This window comes from Catenulispora acidiphila DSM 44928 (assembly GCF_000024025.1).
GTDB lineage: Bacteria > Actinomycetota > Actinomycetes > Streptomycetales > Catenulisporaceae > Catenulispora > Catenulispora acidiphila.
Window position 1 is genome coordinate 2,222,531 of the sequence record NC_013131.1, and the last position, 25,490, is coordinate 2,248,020.

The following is a 25,490-nucleotide window of genomic DNA, read 5'->3' on the forward strand; positions in this document are numbered from 1 at the left end:
GATCAGGCTCCTTTCTACCGAATCAGTCGCCCTACCCGATTTGCTCGAACATATGCCTACTCCTGAGCCTCCACCTGACGCTGCCGGATGCTGAAGAACGCGAACGCCACCAACAGATGCGGCAGCTCGGCGACGGCGGAGAACTGGCTGTCGTGGAAGTTGAACGCCTCGGTGATCAGGAGGTCCATGAGGATCGCGGCTTTGGCCAAGCGGTAGGACGTCAACTGCCGCCCTCGAAGCCGCATGACCGTCGCGCCGACGACGAGGATCGCGGCCGCACTGCGGGTCACCGCGCTGATGGTGATCGCGCCGGCGTCGGTGCTGTGCGGTTCGCCGGTCGCCGCCTGCGCGATGAACACGATCGCGACGACGATGTGCGACAGGATCAGCAGCACGAAGAAGACGGCGTCAGCACCGCGCAGCGCCGAGACACGATCTGCCCAACCGCGGATGCGGTTCAGCAGTACCGCGACACGGCTCGGCGCGCGCAGCGGAGCCACCGCCAGCAGGCGCAGCACGGCGTCGCGATCCTGATCGGGACACCCGGCCAGCATCCGGGTGGCGGCCTCGCGCTCCTGCGGTGTCAGGCCACTGATCAACCCGCTCGCCGCGATCTGAGCCGCCGCGGCAAGCCGTTCGGAGTCCTCGCCTGCCTCCGCGACCGTGTCCCGGCCCAGGAGCGAAGCCACCACCAGCAAAGCCGCGAACACTAAGTAGATGATCGCCGCAGCCGGCCGGAAGAAGTAGTCGTTGGTGGTGGTCAGGTACTTGCCGACCTCGTCGACGAACAACCCGATGCCGACACCGCCCACCAGCGCGGTCCATACCCGCGCGCGTCCGCCGGCCCACACCAGCGCGACGGTCAGGGCGGCGATCATCAACAGGCCGCCCCACACCACGTGCCCAATGTGGATCTCGCCGCCGCCGATGCGCGGATAGCCGGTCGCCGCGAGATACCCGCGCGTGATCAGGACCGTCGCGATGCCCGCGAGCGCCATCAACCGCAGCCTCGCGGCGCCGTCCGCGAGCCGAAGACGGCGGCGCGTCGGGCGGGACGGAGCTGCGGTCATGGTCATCGGTCGAGGGTATCCGACCGTGCGCCGAGCGTTTCCGCGATCCTTCGCCGTGCCACGGAAAAGCGGCCCCGCCGCAGAACGGGGCCGCTCTTCAGTACCGATGAACCTGGTTCAGTCCTCGCCGCCGATCACACCGGCTGCTGCGGGCCGAACCCACGCCGTTCGCTGACTGTGCCGGCTGTCGACCGGCACGTTCTCAGCTACCCGCGGTGAAGGCGGTCAGCCCGTTCGGCGTGCCCAGGCCCGTCGGGCCGTCGTAACCCTGGCCGGCGGTGCAGTAGTAGTCCGGCGAGCAGCTGCCGTTGCTGCCGCTGGTGACGTCGTTCAGGTTGCCGGTGTGCGCGTAGGGGTAGGACGCCGGGACGTCGTTCGAACCCGGGGTTCCGGCCAGCGCGTAGACCGAGGCGATGATCGGCGAGGACGCCGAGGTGCCGCCGTACACGGCCCAGCCGTTGCCGCCGTAGGTCTGGTAGACCGCGACGCCGGTGGCCGGGTCGGCGACCGCGGAGACGTCCGCGACCATCCGGTTGGCGCAGTCGGTGTCGGTCTGCCACGAGGGCTTGGCGACGTCCTGCGAGCAGCCCGAGCCGGCGCCCTCGGTGTCGCTGGTCCCCCACACCGATTCCGACCAGCCGCGGCTGGAAGAGTCCTTGGTCAGCGAGGTGCCGCCGACCGCGGTGACGTACTGGGAGGAGGCCGGGTACTCGGTGCCGGCGGAGTAGGCGCCGTCACCGGAGGAGGCGGTGATGGCCACGCCGGGGTGGTCGAAGTAGGTGGAGTCCGACTGGCCCTCCGAACCGTCCTCGGAGCCGCCGTAGCTGTTGGAGACGAACTTCGCACCCTGCGACACCGCCTGGTTCACCGCGGTGCCCAGGTCGTTCATGTTCGCCGAGGTCGCCTCGACCAGCAGGATGTGGCAGTCCGGGCACACGGCCGAGACCATGTCCACGTCCAGCGAGATCTCGCCGGCCCAGCCCTGGTCGGCGGTCGGGTAGTTGCTCCCGCCGTTCTGGTCGATCTTCTTGAAGCAGCCGTTGTCGGTGGTGCACGCCGGCAGGCCGTACGTCGAGCGGTAGGTCGCCAGGTCCGACTCCGCGTTCGGGTCGTCCTGAGCGTCCACGATGGCCACCGTCTGGCCCGATCCGCCGCTGGCCGGCAGCGAGTAGGCGCTGTCCAGATCGGCCGGACCGAAGCCGGAGGGCAGCCCGTTGGCCGCCATGGCATGGGCCTTCTTGTCAGTGCGCTTCAACGCGAAGCACGTGGCATACCCCGGCGCGACAGCCTGGCTGCAGCTGTGCACCGAAGCCGGCCCGGAGGCCGCGGAGGAGGACGCCGGAGACGCCTGGGCGGCGACAGCGCCCGCGGTTATCAAGCCGGCGACGCCCAACAGGGCAGCGGCCGCACGCGTCGTTGCGCGCCCCCGCTTCTTCCGAGTGAGCTGGAACACTCTTGCTCCTTGTCGATCGTGGGACGAGAGGTGGCGTTACGGATCAGGGCAGCGCTGAGCCGGATCACAGCTCGCAAGACCTTGATCAGTGTTAGTACTATCGCTGACAGTAGCGGCGACAATAAAGGGCGAGAGCGGCAAAGTTTTTGTAAAGCCCCTATGGGGAAAACCCTTGCAGAACCCCGAAAAACCGGCACTGGCGTGGCGTTTCGCCACGTCATGGCATGGCGTGACAGCGCGAATAAGCCTTCTTGCTTGGCTTATCCGAGCTAGTGGAAAGCAATTTGGCTTATAAGGAACGCCACCGATTACCCGGCCGCTGAATTGCCAAACGCCGCATCCCAAGAGGTCCCGGGAAAGACCGATGCGACCGATCCGACCGATCCTGCCGACCCGACCGACCCCGCTGACCCGACTGCTCCGACCGATTCCGCCGCTCCGGCCGCCCCCACCAGCCTCACCGATGGCGGCAGCGCCAAGGCATCCGCGTCCCCGTCCTTGTCCGGCGGACACCCGTGGATCACCGTCGCCACGGACAACGCGGCGAGCACCAACGGCACGATGATCAGCAGCGCGGAACCGATCGCGCCCATCGCCAGACCCCGCCGCCCGTTCTGCCCGTGCGCGAGCCGCGTCACTCGCGAGGACGCCGCCGGCCGCCGATCCATCCCGACACCGAGCGCGAACCCGGGCGCACTCCCCGGCGCCGTACTCCCCGCACCCAGCACCGCCAGCGCCGAAACCAGCGCCACCGTCCCACTCCGCCGCACCGCCGCATCATCGGCGATGAACTCCACCAACCGCCGCGTCTCCTGCTCGACCAACCCCAGCAACCGAATCCGCGGCGCCGTGCGATGGATCGCGTGCGCGAACGCCACGGCGAAGTGATGCCGCCCGGTCAAGTGCGCCCGCTCATGCGCCAACACCGCACCAAGCTGCGCCGGCGACAACCGCGTCAGGGCACTGCTGGTGATGACGATCGTCCCCGGCCGCCCCGGCAGGCAATAACACCCGGGCTCATCATGCTCCAGCACCAGAACCCCGAGCTCCTGGTCGGCACGCGCGCAAATCCGCAGGATCGCGATGTGCTTCCGCCGAGTCCACCAAGCAGACAAGAAGGTCGCAGCCAGACAGAACCCGACCCGCACCACAAGAGCAGCGCCCGCCACCAGCCCGAACCACCCCAAAAACGGCCCGACCGGCGAATCGTCGTTAATGGGCAGCTGATCAGCACACCGATCAATCTGCGGATCCATCCGCGACAACGTATCGATCAACGTCAACCCCAACGCCAACCCCGCCGTAGCCGCCGCGGTCAAAAAAGAACAACTCACCACCTGCAGCACCACAACAGTCACCCGAGGCATCCGCCCCGAAGGCCAAACCCGAGCCACCACCCCCGGCCCAACCACCGCCAACAGCAGCGCGTAGGACCCCAGAATCAGCGCGGCGATCACGGCCCGACGCCCAGGTGTTGGGGGAGCGAGCGCGGGTGCGGCTGTGCTCGCCGAATCGACGCCCAGCCCCGATCTGCGTGCCGTGACGTACGCCGAGCCGCCGGCCGATCCAGCCGCCAGCCCTCGCGCGGACCTGCCAGCCGGAACGCTTGACCTCGACCGCCCGCCCCCGGAGCCGCAATTGCCTGCCCGCTTGCCTCGCGAGCTTCCAGCTGGACTGCCAGCCCGACCGCCTGCCGAGCCAGCTTTCCGAGCGCGCATCGTGCCGAGCTTGCTATATCGGTTGCCTCCTGAGCCGACTCCCCGGGCACGCGCCGAGCCTCAGCCGTCTTCAGACTTGCCTCCTGAGCTGGTTCCCCGAGCACGCCCGAAGCCTGGGCTGCCTTCCCGGTAGCCTCCCGAGCCGCAGCCTGCCGCTCCCGCAGCCCTGACAGCTCCCACAGCCCTGACAGCTCCCGCAGCCCAGGCAGCTCCGGTAGCCCTGGCAGCTTCGGTAGCCCCGGCAGCCCTGACAACTCCGGCAGCCCCGGCAGCCCTGACAACTCCGGCCGCCCCGGCAGTTCCCTCAGCCCTGGCAACACCGAGCCGCGCCCCGATCCGGCGCCGCACTCTCCCCCCGCCGCCTCCAGGGCCCCGAGCAGTCTCATCCCCGAGCGCGTTCCTCTCCCCGGTTCACCGGTTGCCCGACCGTCGCCGGCGAGATCCGTCGCGGCGGCGTCTGGGGTGGAGATTAGCGAACAGACCTATGGGCGTGAACCATTCGCCCCCGGAAAGCGGCCTCAGCGGCTGGCGCGATCGCGCCTCCTCAGCCGCTGAGTGCCCCTTCCAGCTGCTCGGGCAGACCGTTCCTCGGCGAGGCGATCTGATTCCCGGTGCGCTTTGCCCAGTCGCGGATCCCGGCGAGCACCATGAAGAAGAAGATCCCGTAGACGATCCCGGAGAAGTACAGGTGCGAGTGGACCGCCAGCGGCACGCCGACGAGGTCCACGGCCAGCCACGCGAACCAGAACTCCACGTAGCGCCGAGCCTGCGTGTACATCGCGATGACGGTCCCGGTGAAGATCCACGCGTCGCACAGCACCATCCACCACGGCGCGCCGGGGTAGAAGGACCAGTTCATCGCCTTCAAGAACGCACCCAGCGCCCCGGTCCCGGCGATCATCGCCGCGACCAGGACCAGCCGCACCGGCCACGACGCCCAGCCGACCACGACCGTCCCCTCGTTCGCCTTGTTCCGCCGCCACGTCGCCCACCCCCACGAAGCCGCGACGATGATGATGATCTGCCGCCCGGCATTCCCCGTGAGGTGGACGTTCAGACTCGCCACCAGCAGGCAGACCGAGCCCAGAATCTGCACCGGCCAGGAGATGACCAGCCGCCGCAGCGCCAGCACCACCGTGAGCAGCGCGAAGATGTTGCCGATGAAGTCCGACCAGTAGACGGAGAGCCCGAAGAAGCTGAATTGGTGGTTGAGCCAATCGAACGCGTGCATACGAATCTCCAAGGTCCCGCAGGCCAAGAAAAATCCCGCCCGATCCACAACCGAGTCCTCGCCCGTCGAGCGACTGCGTTCGCGTCCCGTTTCATGCCCACTGCGGTTCCCGTGACGCACACGCGCGGAGTTCGGCGGCGGCGCGTGCCTGGTGTGCTTCTGTCAACGTTGCGGCAGTCTCAGTGATCCGCCGTCGCGTGCGCGTCAGACCACTGCAACAGGAATTGCAGCGCCTTTTCGGACTCGGACCCCGGCTCGGCGGTGAAGGCGATCAGCTTCTGGTCGGGGTGGGTGTCGACTGAGAACTGCTGCACGTCCAGGTGCATGGTGCCGACGAGTGGGTGGTTGTAGGTCTTGACCAGCTCGCTGGGTCCTCGGACCTGGTGTGTGGCCCACCAGGTGCGGAAGTTCTGGTCGCGGACGCTGAGTTCGCCTACGAGGGCGTTCAGTGCGGGGTCGTTGGGTCTGCTGCCGGCTTCCATGCGGAGGGTTGCGACGCAGTTCTTGCCGGCGCGTGGCCAGTCGGCGTAGAGGGTGCGGAAGGATTCGTCGAGGAAGGTGAGGCGGATCATGTTGCGGTGGGCCGGGGGGAGTGCGCTGAAGTCGGTCAGGAGTCCGGCGGCGCCGCGGTTCCAGGCGAGGACGTCCATGCGGTGGTTGACGACGATCGCGGGGATATCGGTCATGGTGTCGAGCAGTCGGTGCAGGCGTGGCGCCGCCTCGGATTGGCTCGGGCGGCGGGTCGGGGCGCTGTGCGTGACGTCGGCGACCGTGAACAGGTACGCGCGCTCGTCGGGTGCCAACTGCAGGGCGTCGGCGAGAGCGTCGAGCACCGTACGGGAGACCCGCGTCGTGCGGCCCTGCTCCAGCCGCACGATGTAGTCCACGCTCACGTGTGCCAGCATCGCCAGCTCCTCGCGGCGCAGGCCGGGCACGCGGCGCAGCCGGCCGTCGTCCGGCATGCCGGCGGCGAGCGGATCGACGGCGGCGCGGCGGGAGCGTAGGAAGTCGCCGAGGCCGGTGCCGCCGGTGCCGTAGGCGTGGTCGGCGTCCCGAGCGTCGCTGTGCGCGTGTGGTGCGGAGGCCATGCCCTCAGTCTCCACGGCTTTCGAGCATCGTGCCTGGTACTGGTTTGCATAGGCGAGACCGTCCCTGGTTGCGGGCTTCCGGGCGGGCGAAGGTGGAGACCAAGCACGAAGTCACCACCGCGAAGGAGCTCGGTACCAAATGAGGACCGATGTCACGTTCACCAGCAACGGCCTGAAGATTTCGGGCCATCTCCACCTCCCGCAGACCATCGCCGCCGCCGACACCGCGACCCCGGCGCCCGCCGTGGTCGTCGGCCACCCCGGCACCGGCGTGAAGGAGCAAGCCGCCGGCCTGTACGCCGGCCGCTTGGCCGCCGCAGGCTTCATCGCCCTCGCCTTCGACGCCGCATACCAGGGCGAGAGCCAGGGCGAACCGCGCGGCCTGGAAGACCCGGCGCAGCGCGTCGAGGACCTGAAGTCCGCCGTGTCGTTCCTGACCACGCACCCCGCCGTCGACCCGGATCGCATCGGCGTCCTGGGCATCTGCGCCTCCGACGGCTACGGCCTGACCGCCGCCGCGACCGACCACCGCATCCGCGCCGTCGCCACCGTCAGCGGCGTCGACATCGCCCGGCAGTTCAAGGTCGGCGCCGACGGCACGCAAGACCCGGCGCTGTTCCAAAGCCTGCTCGACGCCGCCGCAGCCGCCCGCACCGCCGAAGCACGCGGCGAGGGCGGCCAGACCTTCAGCCTCTTCCCCGCCACGGCCCAGGAAGCCGAACTAGGCGGCCCGCACGCCTTCGAAGGCTGGGAGTACTACTGCACCCCGCGTGCCGCCCACGAGCGCTCGGCCAAGACCCTGACCTGGTCCAGCGTCGACCGCATCGCCACCTTCGACGGACTGGCGACCGTCAGCCTCATCGCCCCGCGCCCACTGCTCCTTATCGCCGGTCGCCAAGCGGTGACCTCCTGGATGAGCGTCCACGCCTTCCAGAACGCGACCGGCCCGAAGGAACTCCACTGGATCGACGGCGCCTCCCACGTCGACCTCTACGACAAGGACGAGTACGTCACGCCAGCGATCGCCAAGCTCGCCGAGTTCTACACGGCGAACCTGGTGTAACGGCAGCGGTCTATCCGGACATAGACCAGGGTGTGGGAGGTTCGCATGCCGACGGATCCTGGTCAAGATCCCCGAATCCGCTTCGCCGGTATCTACACGGAGCACTACCCGAGCAGATGCTCACCAGTCTGCGGGCAAGCTGAACGTGCCGATTCCCTCGGTCATCGGCTATGACCTCTATCAGAGCGCTGATCGCACCGACGCAATGGGCTGATCTACTCGTCCGGCTCGGCGAGGTGGGCGTTGACGCGCCCGAGGAGAGCGAACAGCTGCGTGCGTTCGGCTGCCGACAGGGGTGCCAGGACCTGGTCGTTGACGGCGTCGAGGAGAGTGGTGAGTTCGGTGAGGCGGCGGTGGCCGGCGGGGGTGACGGTGATGACGTTGCGGCGTTTGTCGGCGGGGTCGGGGGTGCGGCGGACGAGGTGGTGGGCTTCGAGGTCGTTGAGGACTGCGACCAGGTCGCTCTTGAAGATGCGGGTGCGTCGGGACAGGTCGGCTTGGCTTGCCGGGCCGAACTCGGTGAGGGCGGCCAGGACGACGAAGTGGTCCTTGTGGGCGCCGACCGCGCGCAGGGCTTCGGATGCGACGCGGCCGGTCTGCACGGCCGTCATCCCGATCAGCCGCGAGAACTGCTTCTTGAGCTGCGGGGGAGTCTCGTCTCCGTGGTCGAAACGCAGGTCGTGGCTGGTGTCCATGGGGACAGCCTAGCCGCTTGCGTTAGTGGCACTAACGATATAGATTCGTTCGCAGCACTAACGTTAGTGCTACTAACGATCTGAGGGGACCCCGTCATGACTGACACCACGGCCACGGCTACCGCCACCATCGCCGCACCTCCGCTCAACGCCCGCGTCATCGCCCTGGCGCACTACGCAGGACGCGCCCTCGTGGAACGCGTCATGGCCGGCCACGGCTCCTCGTTCCTCCAGAACGTCACCCTGCGAGCCGCAGCCGTCGCGGACGGATCCATCACCCCCGATGCCCTCGCCGCCGAAGTCACCGACGCGCTGAAGATCGACAAGTCCGACGCCGACGCCGTCATCGAAGAACTCATCACCGCGAACCTGATGGAAGCCGATCCCATAGACCCGTCGTGGATCCAGCTCACCGATGCCGGACGCGACCTCTACGCGCGCAGCTCCGCCGACACCGGCGCGATCGCGGCCCGGCTGTACGACGGAATACCGGCCGAGGATCTGAAGATCGCCGGACGTGTCCTGACCCTGATCGCTCAGCGCGCGAACGCCGAACTCGCCGCCGCTGCGTAAGACACGACCCCAGAAAAGCCAGACCTCACACCACCCCGCGCAGCACAGCCTCCACAGCGTCGATCAAAGGATCGCCGACCGTGCGCGAATGCCGAACCAGCCCGAGCGTGACGTCCGGCAGCGCCGGAAGCAGCGCGGCGTCGTCCACAGCAGTCATCCCCGCCTCGATGTTCGCCGGCAGCAACGCCGCCGCGCCGAGCCCGGCACGCACCGCGGCGTGCACGCCGGCCAGCCCGGTGCTCTCGAACGCGACGCGCCACGCCCGCCCGGCGTCGTCCAACGCGGCGAGCACCGGGGCGCGCCATCCGCACGGCTGCGAGAACAGCACGAGGGACAGCGGATCGGCGCGCAGATCCAGCCCGGCGCCGACCGCCCACGTCAGCGGCAGCCGCACCGACCAGCGCGGCGGCTCGGGCAGATACTCCGGATCACACAAGGCGATGTGGATGCGTCCCTCGTCGAACGCCTCGCGCATCGCCGGACCGGGCGCGCTGAACACCTCCAGCGTCGCCTCCGGATGCAGACGACCGAAGTCCGCGAGCGCCTGCGGCAACCGGCTCGCCGCCAGATCCTCGATCAGCCCGACGCCGCAGTGCCCGGCCAGCGAAGTACGCGTGGCATGCAGCGCCTGCGCCGACAAAGCGAGGATGCGTTCGGCATACGGCAGAAGGGATTCCCCAGCCGGCGTCAGGCTCACGCCGGTCGCGGCGCGGTGCAGCAAAGGCTGCCCGGTCCGCCGCTCCAGCTTGCGCAATTGCTGACTGAGCGCGGGCTGCGTCTGGCCGAGGGCTTGCGCGGCGCGGCTGATGCTCCCGGCGCGCACCGCGGTGACGAACGCCCGAAGCAGCCCGGTCTCCAAGTCCTGGACCATAACGGATTCTTATACCAGGGGGTCGAGAATCGCCAGTTCCTTTGACCTCCAGCCGCGCGTAGCGTCGCGATCATGCAGTACTTCCACGTCGACGTCTTCTCGTCGCAGCCCTACTCAGGCAACAGCCTCGCCGTGTTCCCCGACGCCACCGCGCTCACCGGCAGCCAGATGGCGCAGATCACCCGCGAACTGAGGCACTTCGAATCGATCTTCCTGCTCCCAGAGGGTGAGGGCGCGGACGTCCACCGCCGCCAAGCCCGCGTCTTCGACCTCATCGAGGAGCTGGACTTCGCCGGCCATCCCGTCCTCGGCGCGGCATGTGTGCTGCACGAACTGCGCGGCAGCGAGACGCCGGAGACCTTGCCGGAGACCTGGAGCATCACGCTCCCGGCACGCACCGTGCAGATCACCACGCAGCGCCGAAGCCAAGGCCACTTCTCAGCCGTGCTCGATCAGGGTCAGGCAGAGTTCCGCGAAACGACCGCACCACACGACGTCGCCAGCTGGTTCAGCCTGGACGACAAAGACCTCGACCCCGAACTCCCACCCCAGGTGGTCTCCACCGGCCTGCGCTACCTGATCCTCCCCGTCCGCCCCGGTACGTTGGAACGAGCCCGGATCGCCATACCAGACCTCGATATCCGCCTCGAGGCACTGGGAGCCCAGTTCGCCTACCTCCTGGACGCGGAAGCCATGGAGGGCCGGCACTGGAACAACGACGGCGTCCTCGAAGACGTCGCCACAGGAAGCGCCGCCGGCTGCGTAGCCGCCTATCTGCGCCGCCACGACCGCCTCGGCGACGGCGAGACCGCCACACTCCACCAAGGCCGTTTCCTCGACCGCCCCAGCACGATCACCCTCCGAGCCCACGGTTCCGGCACCGACATCTCTTCCGTCGAAGTGGAAGCCGACGTGGTGTTCGTCGCACGAGGCACGCTCGATCGGATCCCAGCATGAGCACCGCGTCCAACGTCGGGCTGCCGATATTCGACGCCGCCGAGATCCGCGCCGCCGTCGGCTTCGAGGACCTGGTCGAACCCGTCGCGCGCGCCTTCGCCGACTACAGCCAGGGTCTCGGCGAGTCGCCGGTCTCGGTGTTCGCTCCCGCTGGACGGGACGGGGACGTGCACGTCAAATCCGCCTGGCTGCCCGGCTCACCGATCTTCGTCGTCAAAGTAGGCAGCTGGTTCGCCGAACGTGCGCGCCTCACCGGCAACGGCGCGAGCGGCATGATCCTGGCTTTCGACGCGCAGACCGGCGATCCGGTCGCCCTACTCCGCGACGACCACCATCTGTCCGACGTACGAACCGCAGCCGCCGGCGCGCTCGCCACACGGCTGCTGGCACGCCAAAACAGCAGCACCATCGGCGTGCTCGGCACCGGAGTCCAGGCATACCTCCAAGTCCTCGAGGCAGCTGCCGAGCGTCCCATCACCTCCGTCCGGATCTGGGGACGGCGAGCCGAACCCGCACAGCGCGTCGCCACCGCCCTACGGCGACGCCTACCCGGAGTGGACGTCCTAGAGGTACCGACAGCGCGTGAAGCCTGTGCCGGCGTTGACATTTTGATCACAGCCACCGGCAGTACGCAGCCGTTGGTCGAGCCCGACTGGCTCGCGCCCGGCACGCACGTGACCTCGATCGGCGCCGACGACGCGGGCAAGGTCGAACTCGCTCCCGGCTGCCTCGCACGCGCCGACCTGGTCGTCGTGGACAGCCGCCAACTAACCGTCCTGTACGGCGATCTCGCCTACGCGCAGCACGCCGGAGTGCGGCTGAAGGCTCTGCCGACCGAACTCGGCGACCTCATCGCCGGACGGACCCCGGGTCGCGCCGCCGATGAGCAGATCACCGTGTGCAAGCTGATCGGCTTGGGCGTGCAGGACCTGGCAGCGGCGAACACCACGCTGGAGCGCCTGAACAGCGCGGACGCCCCGAACCACTCGGACGATTCCCCCGCTCCCCACCGTCAGCCAGCCAGCGCAGTGGATCTGTCCTGGCGTTGACATCCGGGCCCGCTCCGTGACTCGATGGTCGGCGATGTTACCGAGAACATTGGGAGACCCCGACCGATGAGCGCGATGAGCGAACAGATCCGCAACTGGGCTGGCAACGTCCTGTTCAGCCCTGCCCGGAGCCACCATCCGGCCTCGCTCGACGAGGTGCGGCAGACCGTCGCCGCGGCGCGGTCGGCACGCGTGCTCGGCACCGGGCACTCGTTCAACCGGATCGCCGACACCGACGGCGACCTCCTCGTCCTCGACGCGATGCCGGCCGAGGTGCGGATCGATCCGGACGCGGGCACGGCGACCGTCCCGGCGGGCATGCGGCTCGCGGACCTCGCGGCGCAGCTGCACGCCGCCGGGTTCGCGTTGACCGCGCTACCCTCGCTCCCGCACATCTCCCTCGCCGGCGCCTGCGCGACCGGGACGCACGGCTCGGGCAACGCGAATCAGGGCCTTGCGGCGCTGGTGCGAGGGATGCAGCTCGTCGGGCCCGACGGCGACGTCGTCGAGCTGAAACGCGGTGAATCGGCGGACTTCGACGGCGCCGTGGTGGCGCTCGGGGCGCTGGGCGTCGTGACCGAGCTGACCGTGGACGTCGTGCCGACCTTCGACGTCGCACAGTTTGTCTACGAAGGCGTGGCGGTCCCGCAGCTGATCGCAGGGTTCGACGAAGTGTTCTCGGCCGGATACAGCGTCAGTGCCTTTACCGAGTGGCGAGGCGAGGCATCGGTCTGGGTGAAGGCGGCGCTGGCGCCGGGAGCGTCGGAGGCTTCCCATCCGGAGCCCGGCTGGCTCGGCGGTCACCTCGCTGAGCACGCCGCGCACCCGATCCCCGGCATGTCCGCCGAGAACTGCACCGAACAGCTCGGCGTCCCGGGACCGTGGCACGAGCGCCTGCCGCACTTCCGTCCCGGCTTCACCCCGAGCAGCGGTGAGGAACTGCAATCAGAGTTCTTCCTTGCTCGCTCGCGAGCCGCCGAGGCGCTGGACGCAGTGCGCGAACTCGGTCCGCTCATCGCACCGGTCGTGCAGATCTCCGAGGTGCGGACCGTGGCGGCCGACGCCCTGTGGCTCAGCCCGGCCTACCAGCGCGACAGCGTCACGATCCACTTCACCTGGGTCGCCGATCGCGCTGCCGTGGAACCGGCGCTCGCCGCCGTCGAGGCGGCGCTATTGCCGCTCGGCGCGCGTCCGCATTGGGGGAAGGTGTTCTTGAGCGGGCCGGCGGCGGCGCTTGCGGGGTATGAGCGCGCCGACGACTTCCGGAAACTGCTGGCGCGGCGCGATCCCGAAGGGAAGTTCCGCAACGAATTCGTGCGGCGGCTGTTCCCCGCCGGCTGATCGCGATCCGTCGAGTCGGCTCGGCGTCGGGCTCTCCGGTGGCGCATCCCGCCTGGGGTGGACACGATAGAGGTGGCAGTTCGAACGGTGCCTAGTCCTGGGAGGCGATCATGGCCACTGCCAAGGACATCATGCATCCCGGTGCCCAGTGGATCTCCCGCGAGGAGACGTTGGACCGTGCCGCGCAGCTGATGCGCGAACTCGACGTCGGCGCCCTGCCGGTCAGTGACGAGAACGAGCGGTTGTGCGGCATCATCACCGACCGCGACATCGTCGTGAAGTGCGTGGCGCTCAGCCTGGACCCCTCGCACATCCGCTGCGCCGACCTCTGCGAGGGCACGCCCCGCTGGATCGACGCCGGCGCGGACGTCGGCGAGGTCCTGCACGAGATGGAGAGCCGCCGCATCCGCCGCATGCCGGTGGTCGAGGACAAGCAGCTTGTCGGCATGATCAGCGAGGCCGACCTGGCGGCGCACCTGAGCGAGCGGCAGTTGGCGGAGTTCGTCGAGCGGATCTGCGCTACGTAGCGCTCTACCGCCCTAGCGCCGTTATGCCGAGACGGTGTCAGTGCCGACGCAAACTCGCGTCGGCACTGACACCGTCTCGGCGTTCAGTCAGATCTAGCTCTTGCCCAAGCCGAACCGCTCAGCGAATTCCACCAGCTGAGCGCACTGCTCATCCGGCTCCCCAGCCGGGGCACCGACCACGACGCGCGTGACGCCGTCCGCTGCCATCCGCTCGGCCGCCTCGGGCGACATCTCCAGCGATCCCATGCGCGTGTGGGCGATCGCGCCGGGGTCGCGCCCGGCTTCTTGCGCCGTCGTTTTCACCAGCTCCCACAACGCCTTGCGGTCCTCGTCGGTGAGCGAGCCGCCGGGCAGCCAGCCGTCGCCGCGCAGTCCGGCGCGCCGGGCGGCAGCCGCGCTCGAACCGCCGACGTGGATCGGCAACCCGGCTTCCGTCAGCGGCTTCGGGTAGCTGTAGACGTTGTCCAGGTTGAAGAACTCGCCGTGGAAGACCGCGCCGGCCTCGTCCTCGGCCCACAGCGCGCGCATCACGTCGATCGCCTCGTCGGTGCGGCGGCCGCGGGTGGCGTAGTCGACGCCGACCGCCGCCGCCTCGCCGGGCAGCGCGCCGACGCCGATGCCGAGCAGCCGCATGCGACCGCGCGAGAGCACGTCGATGGTCGCCAGGCGCTTCGCCAGGGTGACCGGGTGGTGGTAGGGAAGCAGCAGGATTCCGGTGCCCAGCACCAGATGCTCGGTGTTGGCGGCGACGAAGGTCAGGATGTCCAGCGGGTCCGGGAACGGGATGTCGGTGGGCAGTTGCCAGCCACCGATCTGCGCTCCCGGGTAGACGGCGACGTGTTCGGGCACGTACAAGGCTTCAAAGCCCGACTTCTCGGCTTGTTGAGCCACCGTGACCAGGCGGTCCGGGTCGGCGCCGAAGAAGGGCGTGGTGTAGGAGAGAGCGAAAGTCGGCATCCCATGATTCACCACGCCTACTCTAGGCGGGCTTGCGGGCCAATGCGCCGACGAACGGCGCGATCGCGCTGGGGCTCTCGGCCAGGCTGGGCAACCACACGCGGATGTCCGTCACGCCCGGCGGCTGGATCTCGAGGCCGGCGAGCCAGGGCGTGATCTGCCCGGCCGTGCGCGGCGTGACCGGCACGCCGGTACGCGTCGCGTAGTCGCGCACCGCCGCCTTCTGCCCCTCGGGCGCGTCTTCGTCGGGACCGCCGTGGGACAGCGCGAGGTAGCTGCCCGGCACGCAGGGTTCCATGAACGCGCTGATGATGCGCTCGGGGTGGATCGTGTCCGGAATGAAGTGCAGGACCGAGAACAGCAGGACGGCGACCGGCTTGGTCCAGTCGATCGTGTCGCGCACCAGCGGGTGGTCCAGGACGGCGTCGGGCTCGCGGAGGTCGGCCAGCGCCGCGTGGGCGGTGGCGTTGTCGGCGAGTAAAGCCCGCGCGTGGGCTATGGCTATCGGATCCAGGTCGATGTAGACGACCGTCGCGTCGGGATCGGCGGCTTGCGCGACCTCGTGGACGTTGCCGACCGTGGGGACGCCGGAGCCGAGGTCCAGGAACTGCGTGATCCCGCGCTCGGTCACCAGGTTCTCGACGAGATGCCGCAGGAACGAGCGATTCGCCTGGGCCGAGGCGGGCAACTTGGGCATCGCCTCGGCGGCACGACGCCCGGCCTCACGGTCCGCTTCGAAGTTCTGTGAGCCGCCGAGCCAGAAGTCATAGATGCGCGCCGGGCTCGGACGCTCCGGGTCGACCTCGGGCAGGCTCAGCGCCAACTCTGCTGCGTCGATCGAGTCCATGACAGGACATTGTGGCATCTGCGCTGCCGTGTCGCTTGTCGGTGGACACGTCATTCAGTGGTCGGGCCGCCTTGCGATTCTGCTTGCTGGAGATGGCTTTGGGCGCGATCGTGCAGGCCAAGACTCGTGTACGCCTCGCAACGGGAACGGTGCGCCTGGCTCTGTTCGGCGACGGCGCCGATCTGTTCGGCAATATCGAGGGCTGATTCGCACGCCTCGATCGCGCCCTGGATATCGCCGCGGGCGGCAAGCATGGTGCCCTGCGCCAGGCGGACTTGCGCCAGCCGTAGCTGGTCGTGCGTTTGCTCGGCGAGGTCGATTGCGTGCCGGGTTTCTTCGAACGCTGCGTTGCGGTCTCCGAGGTTGATGTGCGCGGTGGCGAGCAGGATGAGGCACTCGATTTCGCTGCGGTGGTCATTGAGTTCGCGGAACTGCAGGAGCGCGGTTCGCGTCGATGTCAGGGAACGGTGATAGTCGCCGGCGTGTTCGTAGACGGCGCCGATGTTGTAGCCGAGCACAGCGGTGATGAGCGGGTCGCCGAGCGCTGCGGTCAGGGTGCGGGCCTCTTGGAAGAAGGCGAGCGCCTCCTGGTCGTGGTCGGCCTGGCGGTGCATTTCGCCCAAGTTGTTGAGGACGTCGGCGATGGCCGCGAGGTCGTTCTGCTGCCGGGCGATGTCCAGCGCGTGGTGGCCACGGGAGAAGGCTTCGTCCAGGTGGCCTTGCTTGAACGCGGTGACGGCCCATTGGTCCTCGGCTACTGCCACCCGGGTGTGGTCGCCGAGGCTCTCGTAGAGCGCGGCTGCCGTGCGGAAGGCTTGCAGGGCTTCGTCGTGGCGTTCGGCGGCGTCGTGGGCGCGTCCGATCTGGAAGTGGGCGTCGGCTTGGCCGTAGCGGTCGTTGGCGGCGTTCCAGATGGCCAGCGCGGCGTTGGCGGCGTCCACTGCGACGTCGAGTTGGTTGGCGCGGATGAGGAGCCCGGCCTGGTCGGTCAGCAGACACGCGGTGACGGCGTCCGGGTTGCCGCCGGGGAAGTCGCCTTTCGGGGCGGCGAGCAGTTCATCGATGTGCTCGAGCGCTTGCGGCCAGCGTCCGCGCCGGTCCAGGTGTTGGGCGAGCACGTGCGGGATCAGCCCGACCTGTATTCCGCGGCCGAGTTGGACCGACCAGGTGGTGACCGCCGCCAGGTTGAGGTGCTCGGTGTCGAGCCAGGTGCGCGCCTGCTCGGTGGTGTCGAGGTTGACGCCCTCGACCTGAGCGGAGGCTGCGGGGTAGTGCAGTTCGCGGCGGCGAGGCTGGAGCGCGTGATCGGCGCGTGCGGCGGCGGCTTTGTAGAACGTTATGGCGCGGCCGACTGCCTGGCGGTTATCAAGGTTCTGCTGCTCGTCTCCCTGGACCAGGATGTATTGGCGGAGCAGGTTGTGCAGGCGGTAGCGGTGCGCGCTCGCGAGGTTCAGGAGCCGGTGGTCCACCAGGGCGTCGAGCCTGATGTCGGTGTCGGCCAGCGCCGCGCCGGACATCGCGGCGGCGGCCGGCAGGCCGATGTCGGGACCGGGGTGGGCGGCGATGTAGCGGAGCAGGTCCCGCAGTGTGGGGCTGAGGGTTTGGTAGGACATTGCGAAGGCGGTGTGGATCGGGCTGGTCAGGGGGTCGTCGGCGAGCGACTGCGAGGTCGTGGACAGGCGCGAGACCAGGTCGCCGACCGTCCAGACCGGTCGGCTGCGCAGGTGGCCGGCGGCGACCGTGATCGCCAGAGCCAGACCGCCGCAGCACTGGGTGAAGCTGGCGAGGTCATCGTCCTCTGGCAGGGTCCTGTCAGTGATGTGAGACAGGAGCGCTGTGGCTGCGGAGTCGGGCAGCGGACCGAGGGTGTACTGGCGGTTGCCGGGCGTCCCGGTCAGGCGGCGGCGCGAGGTGATCAGGACGATCGTGCCGGCTGTCGCGGGGATCAGCAGCTCGATCTGGGCGGTGTCCAGGACATCGTCGAGCAGGATCAGCAGGCGGCGGCCGCTGGTGCGTTTTCGCCATAGCGCGCCGAGCGCTGGCACGGTGTCGGCGCGGGCCAGTTCGCGGTAGGGCGTGCCGATCGCGTCCAGGAGCTGGGTCAGGGCTTGGCGCTGGTCCAGGGGCGGGAGGTACGGATCGTGCGAGTGCAGGTTCAGCTGGAGCGCGCCGTCGGGGCAGTGTGAGCGCAGGAGGTGCGCCGCCTGGAGGGCGAGCGTCGTCTTGCCGATGCCGGCCAAGCCGTCGATGAGGAAGGTCGCGCCCCGTTTGCCCGGTCGCAGGTCCGCGGCGACGGCAGCGAGGATCGCGGCGAGTTCTTGTTCGCGTCCTGCGACGTAGGGCGGATCGGGGTCGAGGGTGTCGATGGCGCGGGGCGTGACCGGCTGGGCGGGTGCTGCCGCCGCCGGGTGCTGCGCGGAGCCGTTGAGCAGGCGCTGGTGGAGCTGGCGGAGTTCGGCGCGGGGGTCCGTGCCTGCCTCGTCGCGAAGGCGGATGCGGACCTCGTGATAGAGCGTCAGGGCATCGCCGGGACGTCCGGCGCTGTCCAAGGCGATCATCAGCAGCTCGATGACGCGCTGGTCGATCCGGCTGCCCGAAGCCAGCTCGGTCAGCTCGGCGACAGCGTCATCGGCATTGCCGCCGGTCTGGAGATCCAGCTCGAGGCGCTTGAGCAACGCGGTGCGGCGCTTGTCGGTCAGGACGCGCCGCATGGTCTCGGCCCACGTCCCAGGCAACCCCGCCAACGGCTCGCCGTTCCACAGCCCCTCGGCCTCGCGCAGCAACTCCCGCGCCGAGTCCGGATCCTGCCCGGCGTGCGCCTGAGCCCGCGAAACCAAAAGATCGAAATAATGCACGTCGACCTGGTCCGCCGGAACGTCGATGCGATAGCCGGCCTGATTGCTGGCGATGACTTCCGCCTGCTCAGAGGCCTCCCGCAACCGCCGCCGCAACCGCGAAATGTGCGCCTGCAACGTCGCCCGAAACTGCTCCGGAGGCCGCTCCCACAGCCGATCGGCAAGTGTCTGCGTAGAGACGGAATGCCCCCGCTCCATCAGCAGAATCGCCAAGACCCCCTGTTCCTTCGCCGTGCCGGCAGCATGAAAAACATCGTGACTCCGAATGCCGACAGGCCCGAGCACGGTGTACTGCATAGGTGCTCCCCTCACGCACTGCAGGACGTTGCTCAGCACCCATCGTTGCACTTGAAGTAAGGGGACTCCAGAGCTAATTCAAGCCAAACACAGCGATCTAGAAGGACATGACATCGTGCGGCGTCCGCTGAGATATTGGCGGGAATCCCGTATCAGGCTTCTTCGCGGCCGGGTTGCGGTCGGTCATTCTCTGAGGTGACGCGGTCGAGCTCGACGGAGCATTCCAGGCGTCCGGCCCACGCGATCAAGGCGATCGGACGCGGAAACTTGTCCGCGTCCTCCCAGCGTTGCACCGATGCCCTGCTGACCCCGAGCAGTAAGGCTAAGTCGCCTTGCGACAGTTTTCGCGCCTTGCGCCTTGTCCACAGCGGCCGCGTCAGCCGTCGCATTTCGTGACGCTCGAAGGGCTCGCCGTCCTCCGCCTCGACCACTTCTTGGTCCGCGCTTCCGAGCGAGTCCACGACGACCAGGCGGAATCCCAGTGCGTCCGCCCAGGTGATCAAATGCTTCAAGCTCGGTGTGTCGTAACCCTTTTCCCAGTCCCGAAGGGTTCGCGCCGCGACTCCCAGTGTGTCGCTGAGTGTTTGTTGTGGAAGGCTGGCAGCATGCCTGGCTGACAGCAGCTGCGACTGCATCTCACCGAGCCGTCGTCGTGCCCCTGCGCTTCCCCGCAGTTCCATCCGACCCCTCGCATGCCCTCATCGCCGACATGCACTTCGGCCAGCGAAGGCCGCATCGTCAAGCTGATGGCCTGACGTCGGTGTCCGGCAAGTGCCGATTTATTCGCTTTGACCCAAAAGAAGCTTTATGACAGCTTCTTTCCCGATCGGCCCTAAAAGAAAACCATATTTGCGTTCGATTTTCTACTTCGGCTAGCACGGTGACGGTAGCCGCACGACGCCGGATGCGCGACCCGGGGGCGGCCCGTATCTGAGATGGGGCAGCGCGTCGCCTGATCGCGAGAGGCGCCGCGGTGCTTGAGGGCACCCAAGATGCTACTAGTGGTAGCTTCACTCGTACAGCACCCCTTATGCATCCAGCCCTGTGTAAAGGCTTGGAAAAGGTTCCTGTCGGGTCTACCGGAGGAATTCTGCTACAGCGTATGGTTGGCGCAACCTCAGGTGACGCGGGGCGCCGAGGGTCTTGTCAAACACTGATCCGGACAAGGACATCAATGCCCGAACAGATATTTGCGCTGATCGTGAGCGTCATGCACCTCTGGGGCGCCGCGGCGCACTCTGGCGTCAGCCAATCCTTCATGTTCATCAGCCACATGGTGATCGGTCTGGTGAACCACTGATCCCTCGCGCCAGTGGAGCGGCGCCTCGTTCCGTCCCCGGGCGGCGAGGCGCCGTTTTTGGTGCTTTTCGGGCGCACAAGCGGAATGCAAGCCGGCTACAAGCCGAACGCCCAGCGGGGTGGGGAGTCTTGGGGTGTGCGGATCTCGCCGGTCGGCAGTCGTCGGCCGTTCTGCATTCAGGGCGCCGCGGGCGGGGGTTTGTTCCGCGGCGCGGGGTACTCCACGGGAGGTCGGGCTATGTGTCCGCAGTATGGGTGGTTCAAGTCGAGTTTCAGTACCAACTCGAGTACGTGTGTGGAGGTGGCTTTCGTCGAGGGGGTCGACGGGGCTGAGGTGCGGGTGCGGCAGAGTCGGGAGCCTGAGGGGGCGATGTTGGCCTTCAGTCGGGCGGAGTGGGAGGCGTTCGAGTTGGGCGTGTTCCGGGGTGAGTTCAGTTTGCCCGTGTAAGGGCTCTGTGTTCTAAGTGGCGAATGCGGTCCGGCTTCGGGTGGTCCCCGGCCGGGCCGCGTTTCATGGGGATTTTGCCTCTGGTGTCGCATGCACTGCTGATTACAGTGTTATGGGGGCCGCGTGCAGCGGCTGGGTCTGCGCCGGAGGGGGAGTCGTCGTGGCCGACAGTCAACCGATGAAGCCGGGGGCGAACACCGTGTCGTCCTGGCTGTCCGGGAATGCGCGGGAGGTGGTCCAGGCCCGCGACATCAGCGGCGGGATCCATATTCATTCCGCGGATCCGAGTCCGTTGCCGCGACCGCGGCAGTTGCCTGCGGAGGTGTCGGCGTTCGTCGGGCGAAGGCGGGAGTTCGAGCTTCTCCAGAGTTGGGTTCGAGGCGGCGGTGGTGCGGGCTCGGCTGCCGGCGGGTCGGTGCTGATCGTCGGCACTGCCGGTGTCGGGAAGACGTCGCTGGCCGTTGGCTTTGCGCATCGCATACGGAATGACTTCCCCGACGGTCAGTTGTTCGTGAACCTGCGCGGTTACGACCCGGGACCGCCGCTGTCTTCCGCAGCGGCGTTGGAACGCTTCCTCCGTGCGCTCGGGGTGCCGCCCGGCGCCATTCCGGTCGACCTTGAGGAACGCGCGGAGCTCTACCGAACGCTGCTGGCCGATCATCGCATCCTGATTGTCTTGGACAACGCCGCGACCGTCGGTCAGGTCCGTCCGCTGCTGCCCGGCGAGCCCGGATGTCTGGTGCTGGTCACCACTCGCGGCAGGTTGTCCGGGCTGTCCGCGCGCGAGGGGACCCATCGGATCTCGTTGGGGCTGCTGGATCAGGCTGAAGCTGTGGCGTTGGTGGAGGAAACGACTGCGCCGTATCGTGATCCCGATCCGCCGGAGCAGGTCTCTGAGCTGGTCGCCTTATGTGCCCGGCTGCCATTGGCGTTGCGGATCGTCGCCGAGAGGGCGGCTGTCAGACCCCATATGCCTCTCCGAGAGCTGATTTCGGATCTGAGGCGAGAATCGTCGTTGTGGGACGCGCTGTCCGCCGAGGACTCAGCCGATCCTGACGCCGACGCGGTGCGCTCGGTGTTCGCCTGGTCTTACCGCGCGCTGCCGCCGGCGGCGGCCAAGGCGTTCCGACGCCTCGGGCTGCACCCCGGACCCGAGTTCGGCTCGGGCGCGGCTGCCGCTCTGGTCGGCGACGATCTGAAGCGCACCCGGGGTCTGCTCGACATCCTCGTCGGTGGTCATCTGCTGGAGCAGGTCGGTCCGGATCGCTACCAGTTCCACGACCTGCTCAGGGCATACGCACTCAGCCAAGTACATAGCGATGAGAGCCCTGAAGAACGCGCCCTCGTCCTGAACCGCGTCATCAAGTGGTACTTGTACGGAGCCAGTGCCGCAGTGGCCGCCACGCAGACTCTCATCGAGCCGGTAGCTGTCGAACCACCTGAGGCGACGCTGGAGCTTCCGGCCTTCGACTCCACAACCCAAGCCACGGACTGGTACGCCGCCGAACGAGCCAACCTGATTGCCGCGGTCCGCGTCGCCGCCGAATCCGGCTTCCACACACTCGCATGGCAGATATCTGCGACGCTCTATCCCATCCAGGACGCCTACGGATCGCTCGACGACTGGATCGACACCTCGAGCCAAGGACTGGAATCCGCACTGGCGGCAGGTGACCTCGCGGGACAGGCATCGCTCCTCTACAGCCTCGGCGCGGCTCTTAGCGGCTCCCGCGAGTTGGAGCAAGCCGAACCGCGCTTGGCGGAAGCAGTCCGGCTCTTCACTGAACTGAACGATCGAAACGGCCTTCTTCGCGCGACCAACGCCCTAGGCCTGGTTAACCTCCGCCGCCGTCGATTCGACGAGGCGGAATCAATGTTTATAACTTGCATGTCTCTCGCCGAGGAAGGCGAACAGCACGCGTGGCGTGCCACGGCGTTGGACAACCTCGGCTCCGCTTACGACGCGATGGGCGGTCGGCCACAGGAGGCAGCCGAACTCTCCCTGGAGGCGCTGCAACAGCTCCGCTCCATCGATGCCGACCCGCGTACCCTCGTCGACCCCCTCCTCACGCTGGCACGCATAGCCCGCGATGTAGGCGACCTCGCGCAGGCGGAGGCGCACGTGAACGAGGCGACGGAGATCATCGGCAGCGGCGTGGTCTTTCGCTCGCTCGCCTTTGCCGTTCTCCTCGAACAAGCCGTTCAAGCCCTGCTTCACGGCCGCCACGACCAAGCCATGGAGACGTACTTCCGCTGCTTGGCGATGGCGCGGGAAATCGGCGATCGGACGCGCGAAGCGCTTGCGCAGGACGGCATCGGCAGGGTGTTGCAAGCGACCGACCGCGTTGCCGAAGCTGTCGAGTTCTACAGGGTTGCCGCCACCTCCGGGCACCCCAACGTGTTCGAGAAAGCATCGATTCTTCACCACCTCGCGGATGCCCTGGAACAGACGGCGCAGGCGGACGCGGCGAACAACGTGCGGCATCAGGCGCTCAAACTCCTGGAGCCCTTCACTGACAAGCGCAGTGCGGATCTGCGCAACAGACTGTCGTAGGGACGATCGGCGATATCGCTACTAGGAGCACCTCGCTGGCGGTCAGATGCTCCGCGACGGAGTCAACGGACTCGGACACATGTGGCAGTGGCTCGAACAGAGCGTGACAGGCACCGGTCGCACGGTCCAGCAGCCAGGCGCCGGAGTCGCCGATCCGGAACAGCTGGACGTACGGCCCGTCCACGTCCGGCTGCACGACGCCGGCGACCAGCGTCGTGACGGACCGCGCGAGCTGCTCGGTGACGTAGTACGCCACGCTCTCGAAATCCAGCGGCCGGTCTTGCGGGAGCAGGGACAGGAGATGTTCGACGGCGGCGTGGCAGGCCTCTGCGGCGCCGGATTCGCCGTCGGCGACGGCGAAGACCACCGCAGCGGATGCCTCGTGGACGGCGACGCGCGCAACGTTTTGGCGCGGCCGGCCGCGGAAGCGGTGACAGGCGCCGCGGCAGGCGTGTGCTTCCAGTCGGTCAGAGTGGCCGGCGCACGCATCCAGCCGCAGCTCGGCTGCCTCGGACATCCCGATCGCCTCCCCTTCGCCATCGCCAGCCGATCCGCACCCGTCGTGCGGCGCGGGCGTCGCTGGGCAGAAGGCTAGGGAAGCCGCCAGAGGACCGGTCCTGAGTACGACGTCCTACGCTCGGCCATCAGGGTTCGAGTGCGCTGTGGTGCTCCAAGCCAGTGCGGCGCAGGACCCCCTGAACTCGGCGGCGGGAAACTCGGCTGGTCCGGTCTGGCCTCAGCGGGGAACCTGGCGGTCTCGCTGCGGTCCACGTCGCCCGCGCAGGACGTCGGGTTCCCGTCGCCGACTGCGATGCGCCGGCCGGTGGCGCTGCCCTACTTCTGAACCGGGCTCGTGCCGCTCATGCCGAACTGCGGTGAGCACGACTGACTGTCCTTCTCGTCCGCGTGCCAGACGCAGATCTGCATCGTGTAGCCCTGGTCGGGCAAGAAGTTCGTCTTCTCGGCGAAGTGGGATGCGCTGAAGGTGTAGGTCATTCCGTCGCTGCGGATCACCTCGGCGACGCACGACTGCTGCAGCGAGGTGTTGAGCACTCCGGCGAGGTTGCCCGAACCGTCGCTGTCCAGCCAGCCCGAGCACGCCGCGTCGTTGGCCACCCAGGTGGTGTCCGCCTCGGAGTTCGGGACGCGCGCCGGATCGTCGGCGCTGTTGATGCCTGGGATCGACGAGGCGGTCGGGGTGGGATCGGACTTGCCAGGCCCCTGACTCTTCGTCGAGCTGGGATGAGTACTCGGTGCGGTGGTACCGGCGGGTCGGCTCGGCGTGCTGGCTCCGCTGCCGTTCTTCGACGACGAGGTCTTGGTGCCCGTCGGCGTCGTGCTTCCGAGGCCGGTCGAGGAGGACCCGGTCGAGGAGGACCCGGTCAAGGAGGATCCGGACGAGGTCGGTCCCGGGGCGGTCGTCTGAGACGAACGCGGCGGAGCCGAGGACGATTCGGTCCCGGCGATCGGCACGATGCCGATTCCCGAGGCGGCAGAAGGCGAATGCGTCGAGGAGTTCCCATGCGACGAGAGCGCTGCGAGCACCCCGGCGACCGCGACACAGAACACTGCGACCGCTGCCAGCGGTATGAGGACTCGCGTTCGGCGCGACCGTCCAGCCTCGCCGTTGTCGGTCAGCCCTTGCGTGGGACCGGGTTCCGGCTCTGTTGCTACCTCCAGGTCAGGCGGCAGCACCGTGTCGATCACGCTGACCGGCGTCGCGGCGAAAGCCCGCCGCTTCGCGATGCGCTCCATCACCGGCGCCGACCACGACGGACTCACCGCGTCGGCGTGGTCGTGTGCCGCCGTCACCAGCTCCGCAGCCGTCGGACGAGCCGCGGGATCGGCGGCAAGACAGGGTTCGACGACCGCCGCGAGTGCGGGGTCCAGCGTGCGGATCGTGCTGATGTCAGGCAGCGCGCCGGGAAGACGTGCCGAGGCGGCGTAGATCAGTGTGGCGGCCAGCGAATACAGGTCGGCCCGCTCGCTGACGTCCCGGTCGCCGGCTTCCTGCTCCGGCGCGGTGAACCCGCGCGTGCCCGAACTCGCGCCGGTGCGCGTCAGCCGGGCCTGGTCGCCGGCGAGCGCGATGCCGAAGTCGATGAGCTTCACGCCGTCGCGGACCAGCATGATGTTGGCGGGCTTGAGGTCGCGGTGCACGATCCCGGCCTCGTGCACGGCCTGTAAGTGCGCGGCGGTCTCGGCCAGCAGCAGCCACAGGGCGTCGGCGGCGAGCGGTCCGAAGGAGCGGACCGCATCCTCCACAGTGAGTCCGGGTACGTATTCGGTCGCGAACCACGGCTCGGGCGCGGTGCTGTCGCTGGCCAGCAGAGAGGGGGCGACCCCGAAGGGAACGCGGTGCAGGATCGCGACCTCGCGGTTGAACCGCTCTCCGGAGACCAGGCGCGGCTTGACCCGCTTGACCGCGACGTAGCGTCCTTCGCGGGTGCCGAGATAGACCTCTCCCATGCCGCCGGCGCCGAGGACGCCGATGACGGTGAACTGGCCGATCTCGCGCGGGTCGCCCGGACCGAGCGGTTCGGCGACGTCAGCGTCCATCGGCGCCCCGTCCGCTGCGTGCACTCACGCAGCGTAGG

General features: G+C 68.3%; 22 protein-coding genes. 9 read left to right on the forward strand and 13 right to left on the reverse strand.

Going from position 1 to position 25,490, the window contains the following annotated elements; translation table 11 throughout:
• Positions 1-56: 56 nt before the first annotated feature.
• The 5 genes from CACI_RS09785 to CACI_RS09805 all read right to left on the reverse strand — a co-directional run bounded on the left by CACI_RS09785 (position 57) and on the right by CACI_RS09805 (position 6,560).
• The gene (locus CACI_RS09785; RefSeq protein WP_049871529.1) at positions 57-1,076 is read right to left on the reverse strand and encodes a hypothetical protein; all 1,020 of its coding nucleotides are present in this window, start codon (positions 1,074-1,076) and stop codon (positions 57-59) included.
• 196 nt (positions 1,077-1,272) lie between these two features.
• A complete protein-coding gene (locus tag CACI_RS09790; RefSeq protein WP_223297492.1) occupies positions 1,273-2,295 on the reverse strand; it encodes a S53 family peptidase in 1,023 nt (340 codons plus the stop codon).
• Between the two features lie 536 nt (positions 2,296-2,831).
• Positions 2,832-3,980: a M56 family metallopeptidase gene (locus CACI_RS49005; protein ID WP_012786181.1), complete on the reverse strand. Its 1,149-nt coding sequence runs from the start codon at positions 3,978-3,980 to the stop codon at positions 2,832-2,834.
• Positions 3,981-4,785: 805 nt separating this feature from the next.
• Positions 4,786-5,472 carry a nicotinamide mononucleotide transporter family protein gene (locus CACI_RS09800; RefSeq protein WP_012786182.1) on the reverse strand — a complete coding sequence of 229 codons (687 nt, stop codon included), beginning with the start codon at positions 5,470-5,472 and terminating at the stop codon, positions 4,786-4,788.
• Positions 5,473-5,651: 179 nt separating this feature from the next.
• On the reverse strand, positions 5,652-6,560 hold the full coding sequence (locus tag CACI_RS09805) for a helix-turn-helix transcriptional regulator (RefSeq protein ID WP_012786183.1): 909 nt from the start codon (positions 6,558-6,560) through the stop codon (positions 5,652-5,654).
• Between the two features lie 139 nt (positions 6,561-6,699).
• On the opposite strand from CACI_RS09805, the gene CACI_RS09810 reads away from it, so the two are divergent.
• Complete coding sequence (locus tag CACI_RS09810) at positions 6,700-7,623, forward strand: alpha/beta hydrolase (protein ID WP_012786184.1); 924 nt, start codon at positions 6,700-6,702, stop codon at positions 7,621-7,623.
• Positions 7,624-7,838: 215 nt separating this feature from the next.
• Here the strand turns inward: CACI_RS09810 and CACI_RS09815 are convergent, their stop codons facing one another.
• On the reverse strand, positions 7,839-8,318 hold the full coding sequence (locus tag CACI_RS09815; protein WP_012786185.1) for a MarR family winged helix-turn-helix transcriptional regulator: 480 nt from the start codon (positions 8,316-8,318) through the stop codon (positions 7,839-7,841).
• A 96-nt stretch (positions 8,319-8,414) separates the two neighbouring features.
• Here CACI_RS09815 and CACI_RS09820 point away from each other — a divergent pair, with 96 nt between their 5' ends.
• A complete protein-coding gene (locus tag CACI_RS09820; RefSeq protein ID WP_012786186.1) occupies positions 8,415-8,891 on the forward strand; it encodes a hypothetical protein in 477 nt (158 codons plus the stop codon).
• Positions 8,892-8,916: 25 nt separating this feature from the next.
• Here CACI_RS09820 and CACI_RS09825 read toward each other — a convergent pair whose 3' ends face one another.
• Positions 8,917-9,762 (reverse strand): LysR family transcriptional regulator, encoded by an 846-nt coding sequence (locus CACI_RS09825; protein ID WP_012786187.1) that lies wholly within the window; start codon positions 9,760-9,762, stop codon positions 8,917-8,919.
• Between the two features lie 72 nt (positions 9,763-9,834).
• On the opposite strand from CACI_RS09825, the gene CACI_RS09830 reads away from it, so the two are divergent.
• From CACI_RS09830 to CACI_RS09845, 4 genes are all read left to right on the forward strand, one after another.
• Positions 9,835-10,719, forward strand: a complete 885-nt coding sequence (locus CACI_RS09830; protein WP_012786188.1) for a PhzF family phenazine biosynthesis protein — start codon at positions 9,835-9,837, stop codon at positions 10,717-10,719.
• Positions 10,716-11,768: an ornithine cyclodeaminase family protein gene (locus CACI_RS09835; RefSeq protein ID WP_012786189.1), complete on the forward strand. Its 1,053-nt coding sequence runs from the start codon at positions 10,716-10,718 to the stop codon at positions 11,766-11,768. Before CACI_RS09830 ends, CACI_RS09835 begins: the two co-directional genes overlap by 4 nt.
• A 66-nt stretch (positions 11,769-11,834) precedes the next feature.
• Positions 11,835-13,109, forward strand: coding sequence for an FAD-binding protein (locus CACI_RS09840; protein ID WP_012786190.1), 1,275 nt, complete (start codon positions 11,835-11,837; stop codon positions 13,107-13,109).
• A 110-nt stretch (positions 13,110-13,219) separates the two neighbouring features.
• Complete coding sequence (locus CACI_RS09845; protein WP_012786191.1) at positions 13,220-13,636, forward strand: CBS domain-containing protein; 417 nt, start codon at positions 13,220-13,222, stop codon at positions 13,634-13,636.
• A gap of 93 nt (positions 13,637-13,729) precedes the next feature.
• On the opposite strand, the gene CACI_RS09850 is transcribed toward CACI_RS09845, so the two are convergent.
• From CACI_RS09850 to CACI_RS09865, 4 genes are all read right to left on the reverse strand, one after another.
• Positions 13,730-14,593 carry a TIGR03619 family F420-dependent LLM class oxidoreductase gene (locus tag CACI_RS09850; RefSeq protein ID WP_041540142.1) on the reverse strand — a complete coding sequence of 288 codons (864 nt, stop codon included), beginning with the start codon at positions 14,591-14,593 and terminating at the stop codon, positions 13,730-13,732.
• 22 nt (positions 14,594-14,615) lie between these two features.
• The gene (locus CACI_RS09855) at positions 14,616-15,440 is read right to left on the reverse strand and encodes an SAM-dependent methyltransferase (protein WP_012786193.1); all 825 of its coding nucleotides are present in this window, start codon (positions 15,438-15,440) and stop codon (positions 14,616-14,618) included.
• A gap of 50 nt (positions 15,441-15,490) precedes the next feature.
• On the reverse strand, positions 15,491-18,592 hold the full coding sequence (locus tag CACI_RS09860) for an AfsR/SARP family transcriptional regulator (protein ID WP_012786194.1): 3,102 nt from the start codon (positions 18,590-18,592) through the stop codon (positions 15,491-15,493).
• A 152-nt stretch (positions 18,593-18,744) separates the two neighbouring features.
• Positions 18,745-19,227 (reverse strand): helix-turn-helix transcriptional regulator, encoded by a 483-nt coding sequence (locus tag CACI_RS09865; RefSeq protein WP_190276737.1) that lies wholly within the window; start codon positions 19,225-19,227, stop codon positions 18,745-18,747.
• A 539-nt stretch (positions 19,228-19,766) separates the two neighbouring features.
• On the opposite strand from CACI_RS09865, the gene CACI_RS53485 reads away from it, so the two are divergent.
• From CACI_RS53485 to CACI_RS09875, 3 genes are all read left to right on the forward strand, one after another.
• Entirely contained in the window at positions 19,767-19,892 is a 126-nt protein-coding gene (locus CACI_RS53485; protein WP_012786196.1) for a hypothetical protein, read from the forward strand.
• A 237-nt stretch (positions 19,893-20,129) separates the two neighbouring features.
• Positions 20,130-20,339 carry a DUF397 domain-containing protein gene (locus tag CACI_RS54115; RefSeq protein WP_012786197.1) on the forward strand — a complete coding sequence of 70 codons (210 nt, stop codon included), beginning with the start codon at positions 20,130-20,132 and terminating at the stop codon, positions 20,337-20,339.
• Between the two features lie 160 nt (positions 20,340-20,499).
• Positions 20,500-22,893, forward strand: a complete 2,394-nt coding sequence (locus CACI_RS09875) for an ATP-binding protein (RefSeq protein ID WP_012786198.1) — start codon at positions 20,500-20,502, stop codon at positions 22,891-22,893.
• Here CACI_RS09875 and CACI_RS47670 read toward each other — a convergent pair.
• A complete protein-coding gene (locus tag CACI_RS47670) occupies positions 22,850-23,410 on the reverse strand; it encodes a protein phosphatase 2C domain-containing protein (protein ID WP_012786199.1) in 561 nt (186 codons plus the stop codon). The two genes, CACI_RS09875 and CACI_RS47670, sit on opposite strands and share 44 nt — an antisense overlap.
• 317 nt (positions 23,411-23,727) lie before the next feature.
• Positions 23,728-25,476 carry a serine/threonine-protein kinase gene (locus CACI_RS45350; RefSeq protein ID WP_223297493.1) on the reverse strand — a complete coding sequence of 583 codons (1,749 nt, stop codon included), beginning with the start codon at positions 25,474-25,476 and terminating at the stop codon, positions 23,728-23,730.
• Between the last annotated feature and the right edge of the window lie 14 nt (positions 25,477-25,490).

Excerpts from the sequence above, each read along its gene's own strand:
- CACI_RS09785 (WP_049871529.1), bottom strand. The coding sequence starts at position 1,076 with ATGACCATGACCGCAGCTCCGTCCCGCCCGACGCGCCGCCGTCTTCGG.
- CACI_RS09790 (WP_223297492.1), bottom strand. The coding sequence starts at position 2,295 with ATGGCGGCCAACGGGCTGCCCTCCGGCTTCGGTCCGGCCGATCTGGAC.
- CACI_RS09800 (WP_012786182.1), bottom strand. The coding sequence starts at position 5,472 with ATGCACGCGTTCGATTGGCTCAACCACCAATTCAGCTTCTTCGGGCTC.
- CACI_RS09805 (WP_012786183.1), bottom strand. The coding sequence starts at position 6,560 with ATGGCCTCCGCACCACACGCGCACAGCGACGCTCGGGACGCCGACCAC.
- CACI_RS09810 (WP_012786184.1), top strand. The coding sequence starts at position 6,700 with ATGAGGACCGATGTCACGTTCACCAGCAACGGCCTGAAGATTTCGGGC.
- CACI_RS09815 (WP_012786185.1), bottom strand. The coding sequence starts at position 8,318 with ATGGACACCAGCCACGACCTGCGTTTCGACCACGGAGACGAGACTCCC.
- CACI_RS09820 (WP_012786186.1), top strand. The coding sequence starts at position 8,415 with ATGACTGACACCACGGCCACGGCTACCGCCACCATCGCCGCACCTCCG.
- CACI_RS09825 (WP_012786187.1), bottom strand. The coding sequence starts at position 9,762 with ATGGTCCAGGACTTGGAGACCGGGCTGCTTCGGGCGTTCGTCACCGCG.
- CACI_RS09830 (WP_012786188.1), top strand. The coding sequence starts at position 9,835 with ATGCAGTACTTCCACGTCGACGTCTTCTCGTCGCAGCCCTACTCAGGC.
- CACI_RS09835 (WP_012786189.1), top strand. The coding sequence starts at position 10,716 with ATGAGCACCGCGTCCAACGTCGGGCTGCCGATATTCGACGCCGCCGAG.
- CACI_RS09840 (WP_012786190.1), top strand. The coding sequence starts at position 11,835 with ATGAGCGCGATGAGCGAACAGATCCGCAACTGGGCTGGCAACGTCCTG.
- CACI_RS09845 (WP_012786191.1), top strand. The coding sequence starts at position 13,220 with ATGGCCACTGCCAAGGACATCATGCATCCCGGTGCCCAGTGGATCTCC.
- CACI_RS09850 (WP_041540142.1), bottom strand. The coding sequence starts at position 14,593 with ATGCCGACTTTCGCTCTCTCCTACACCACGCCCTTCTTCGGCGCCGAC.
- CACI_RS09855 (WP_012786193.1), bottom strand. The coding sequence starts at position 15,440 with ATGGACTCGATCGACGCAGCAGAGTTGGCGCTGAGCCTGCCCGAGGTC.
- CACI_RS09860 (WP_012786194.1), bottom strand. The coding sequence starts at position 18,592 with ATGCAGTACACCGTGCTCGGGCCTGTCGGCATTCGGAGTCACGATGTT.
- CACI_RS09865 (WP_190276737.1), bottom strand. The coding sequence starts at position 19,227 with ATGCAGTCGCAGCTGCTGTCAGCCAGGCATGCTGCCAGCCTTCCACAA.
- CACI_RS53485 (WP_012786196.1), top strand. The coding sequence starts at position 19,767 with ATGCCCGAACAGATATTTGCGCTGATCGTGAGCGTCATGCACCTCTGG.
- CACI_RS54115 (WP_012786197.1), top strand. The coding sequence starts at position 20,130 with ATGTGTCCGCAGTATGGGTGGTTCAAGTCGAGTTTCAGTACCAACTCG.
- CACI_RS47670 (WP_012786199.1), bottom strand. The coding sequence starts at position 23,410 with ATGTCCGAGGCAGCCGAGCTGCGGCTGGATGCGTGCGCCGGCCACTCT.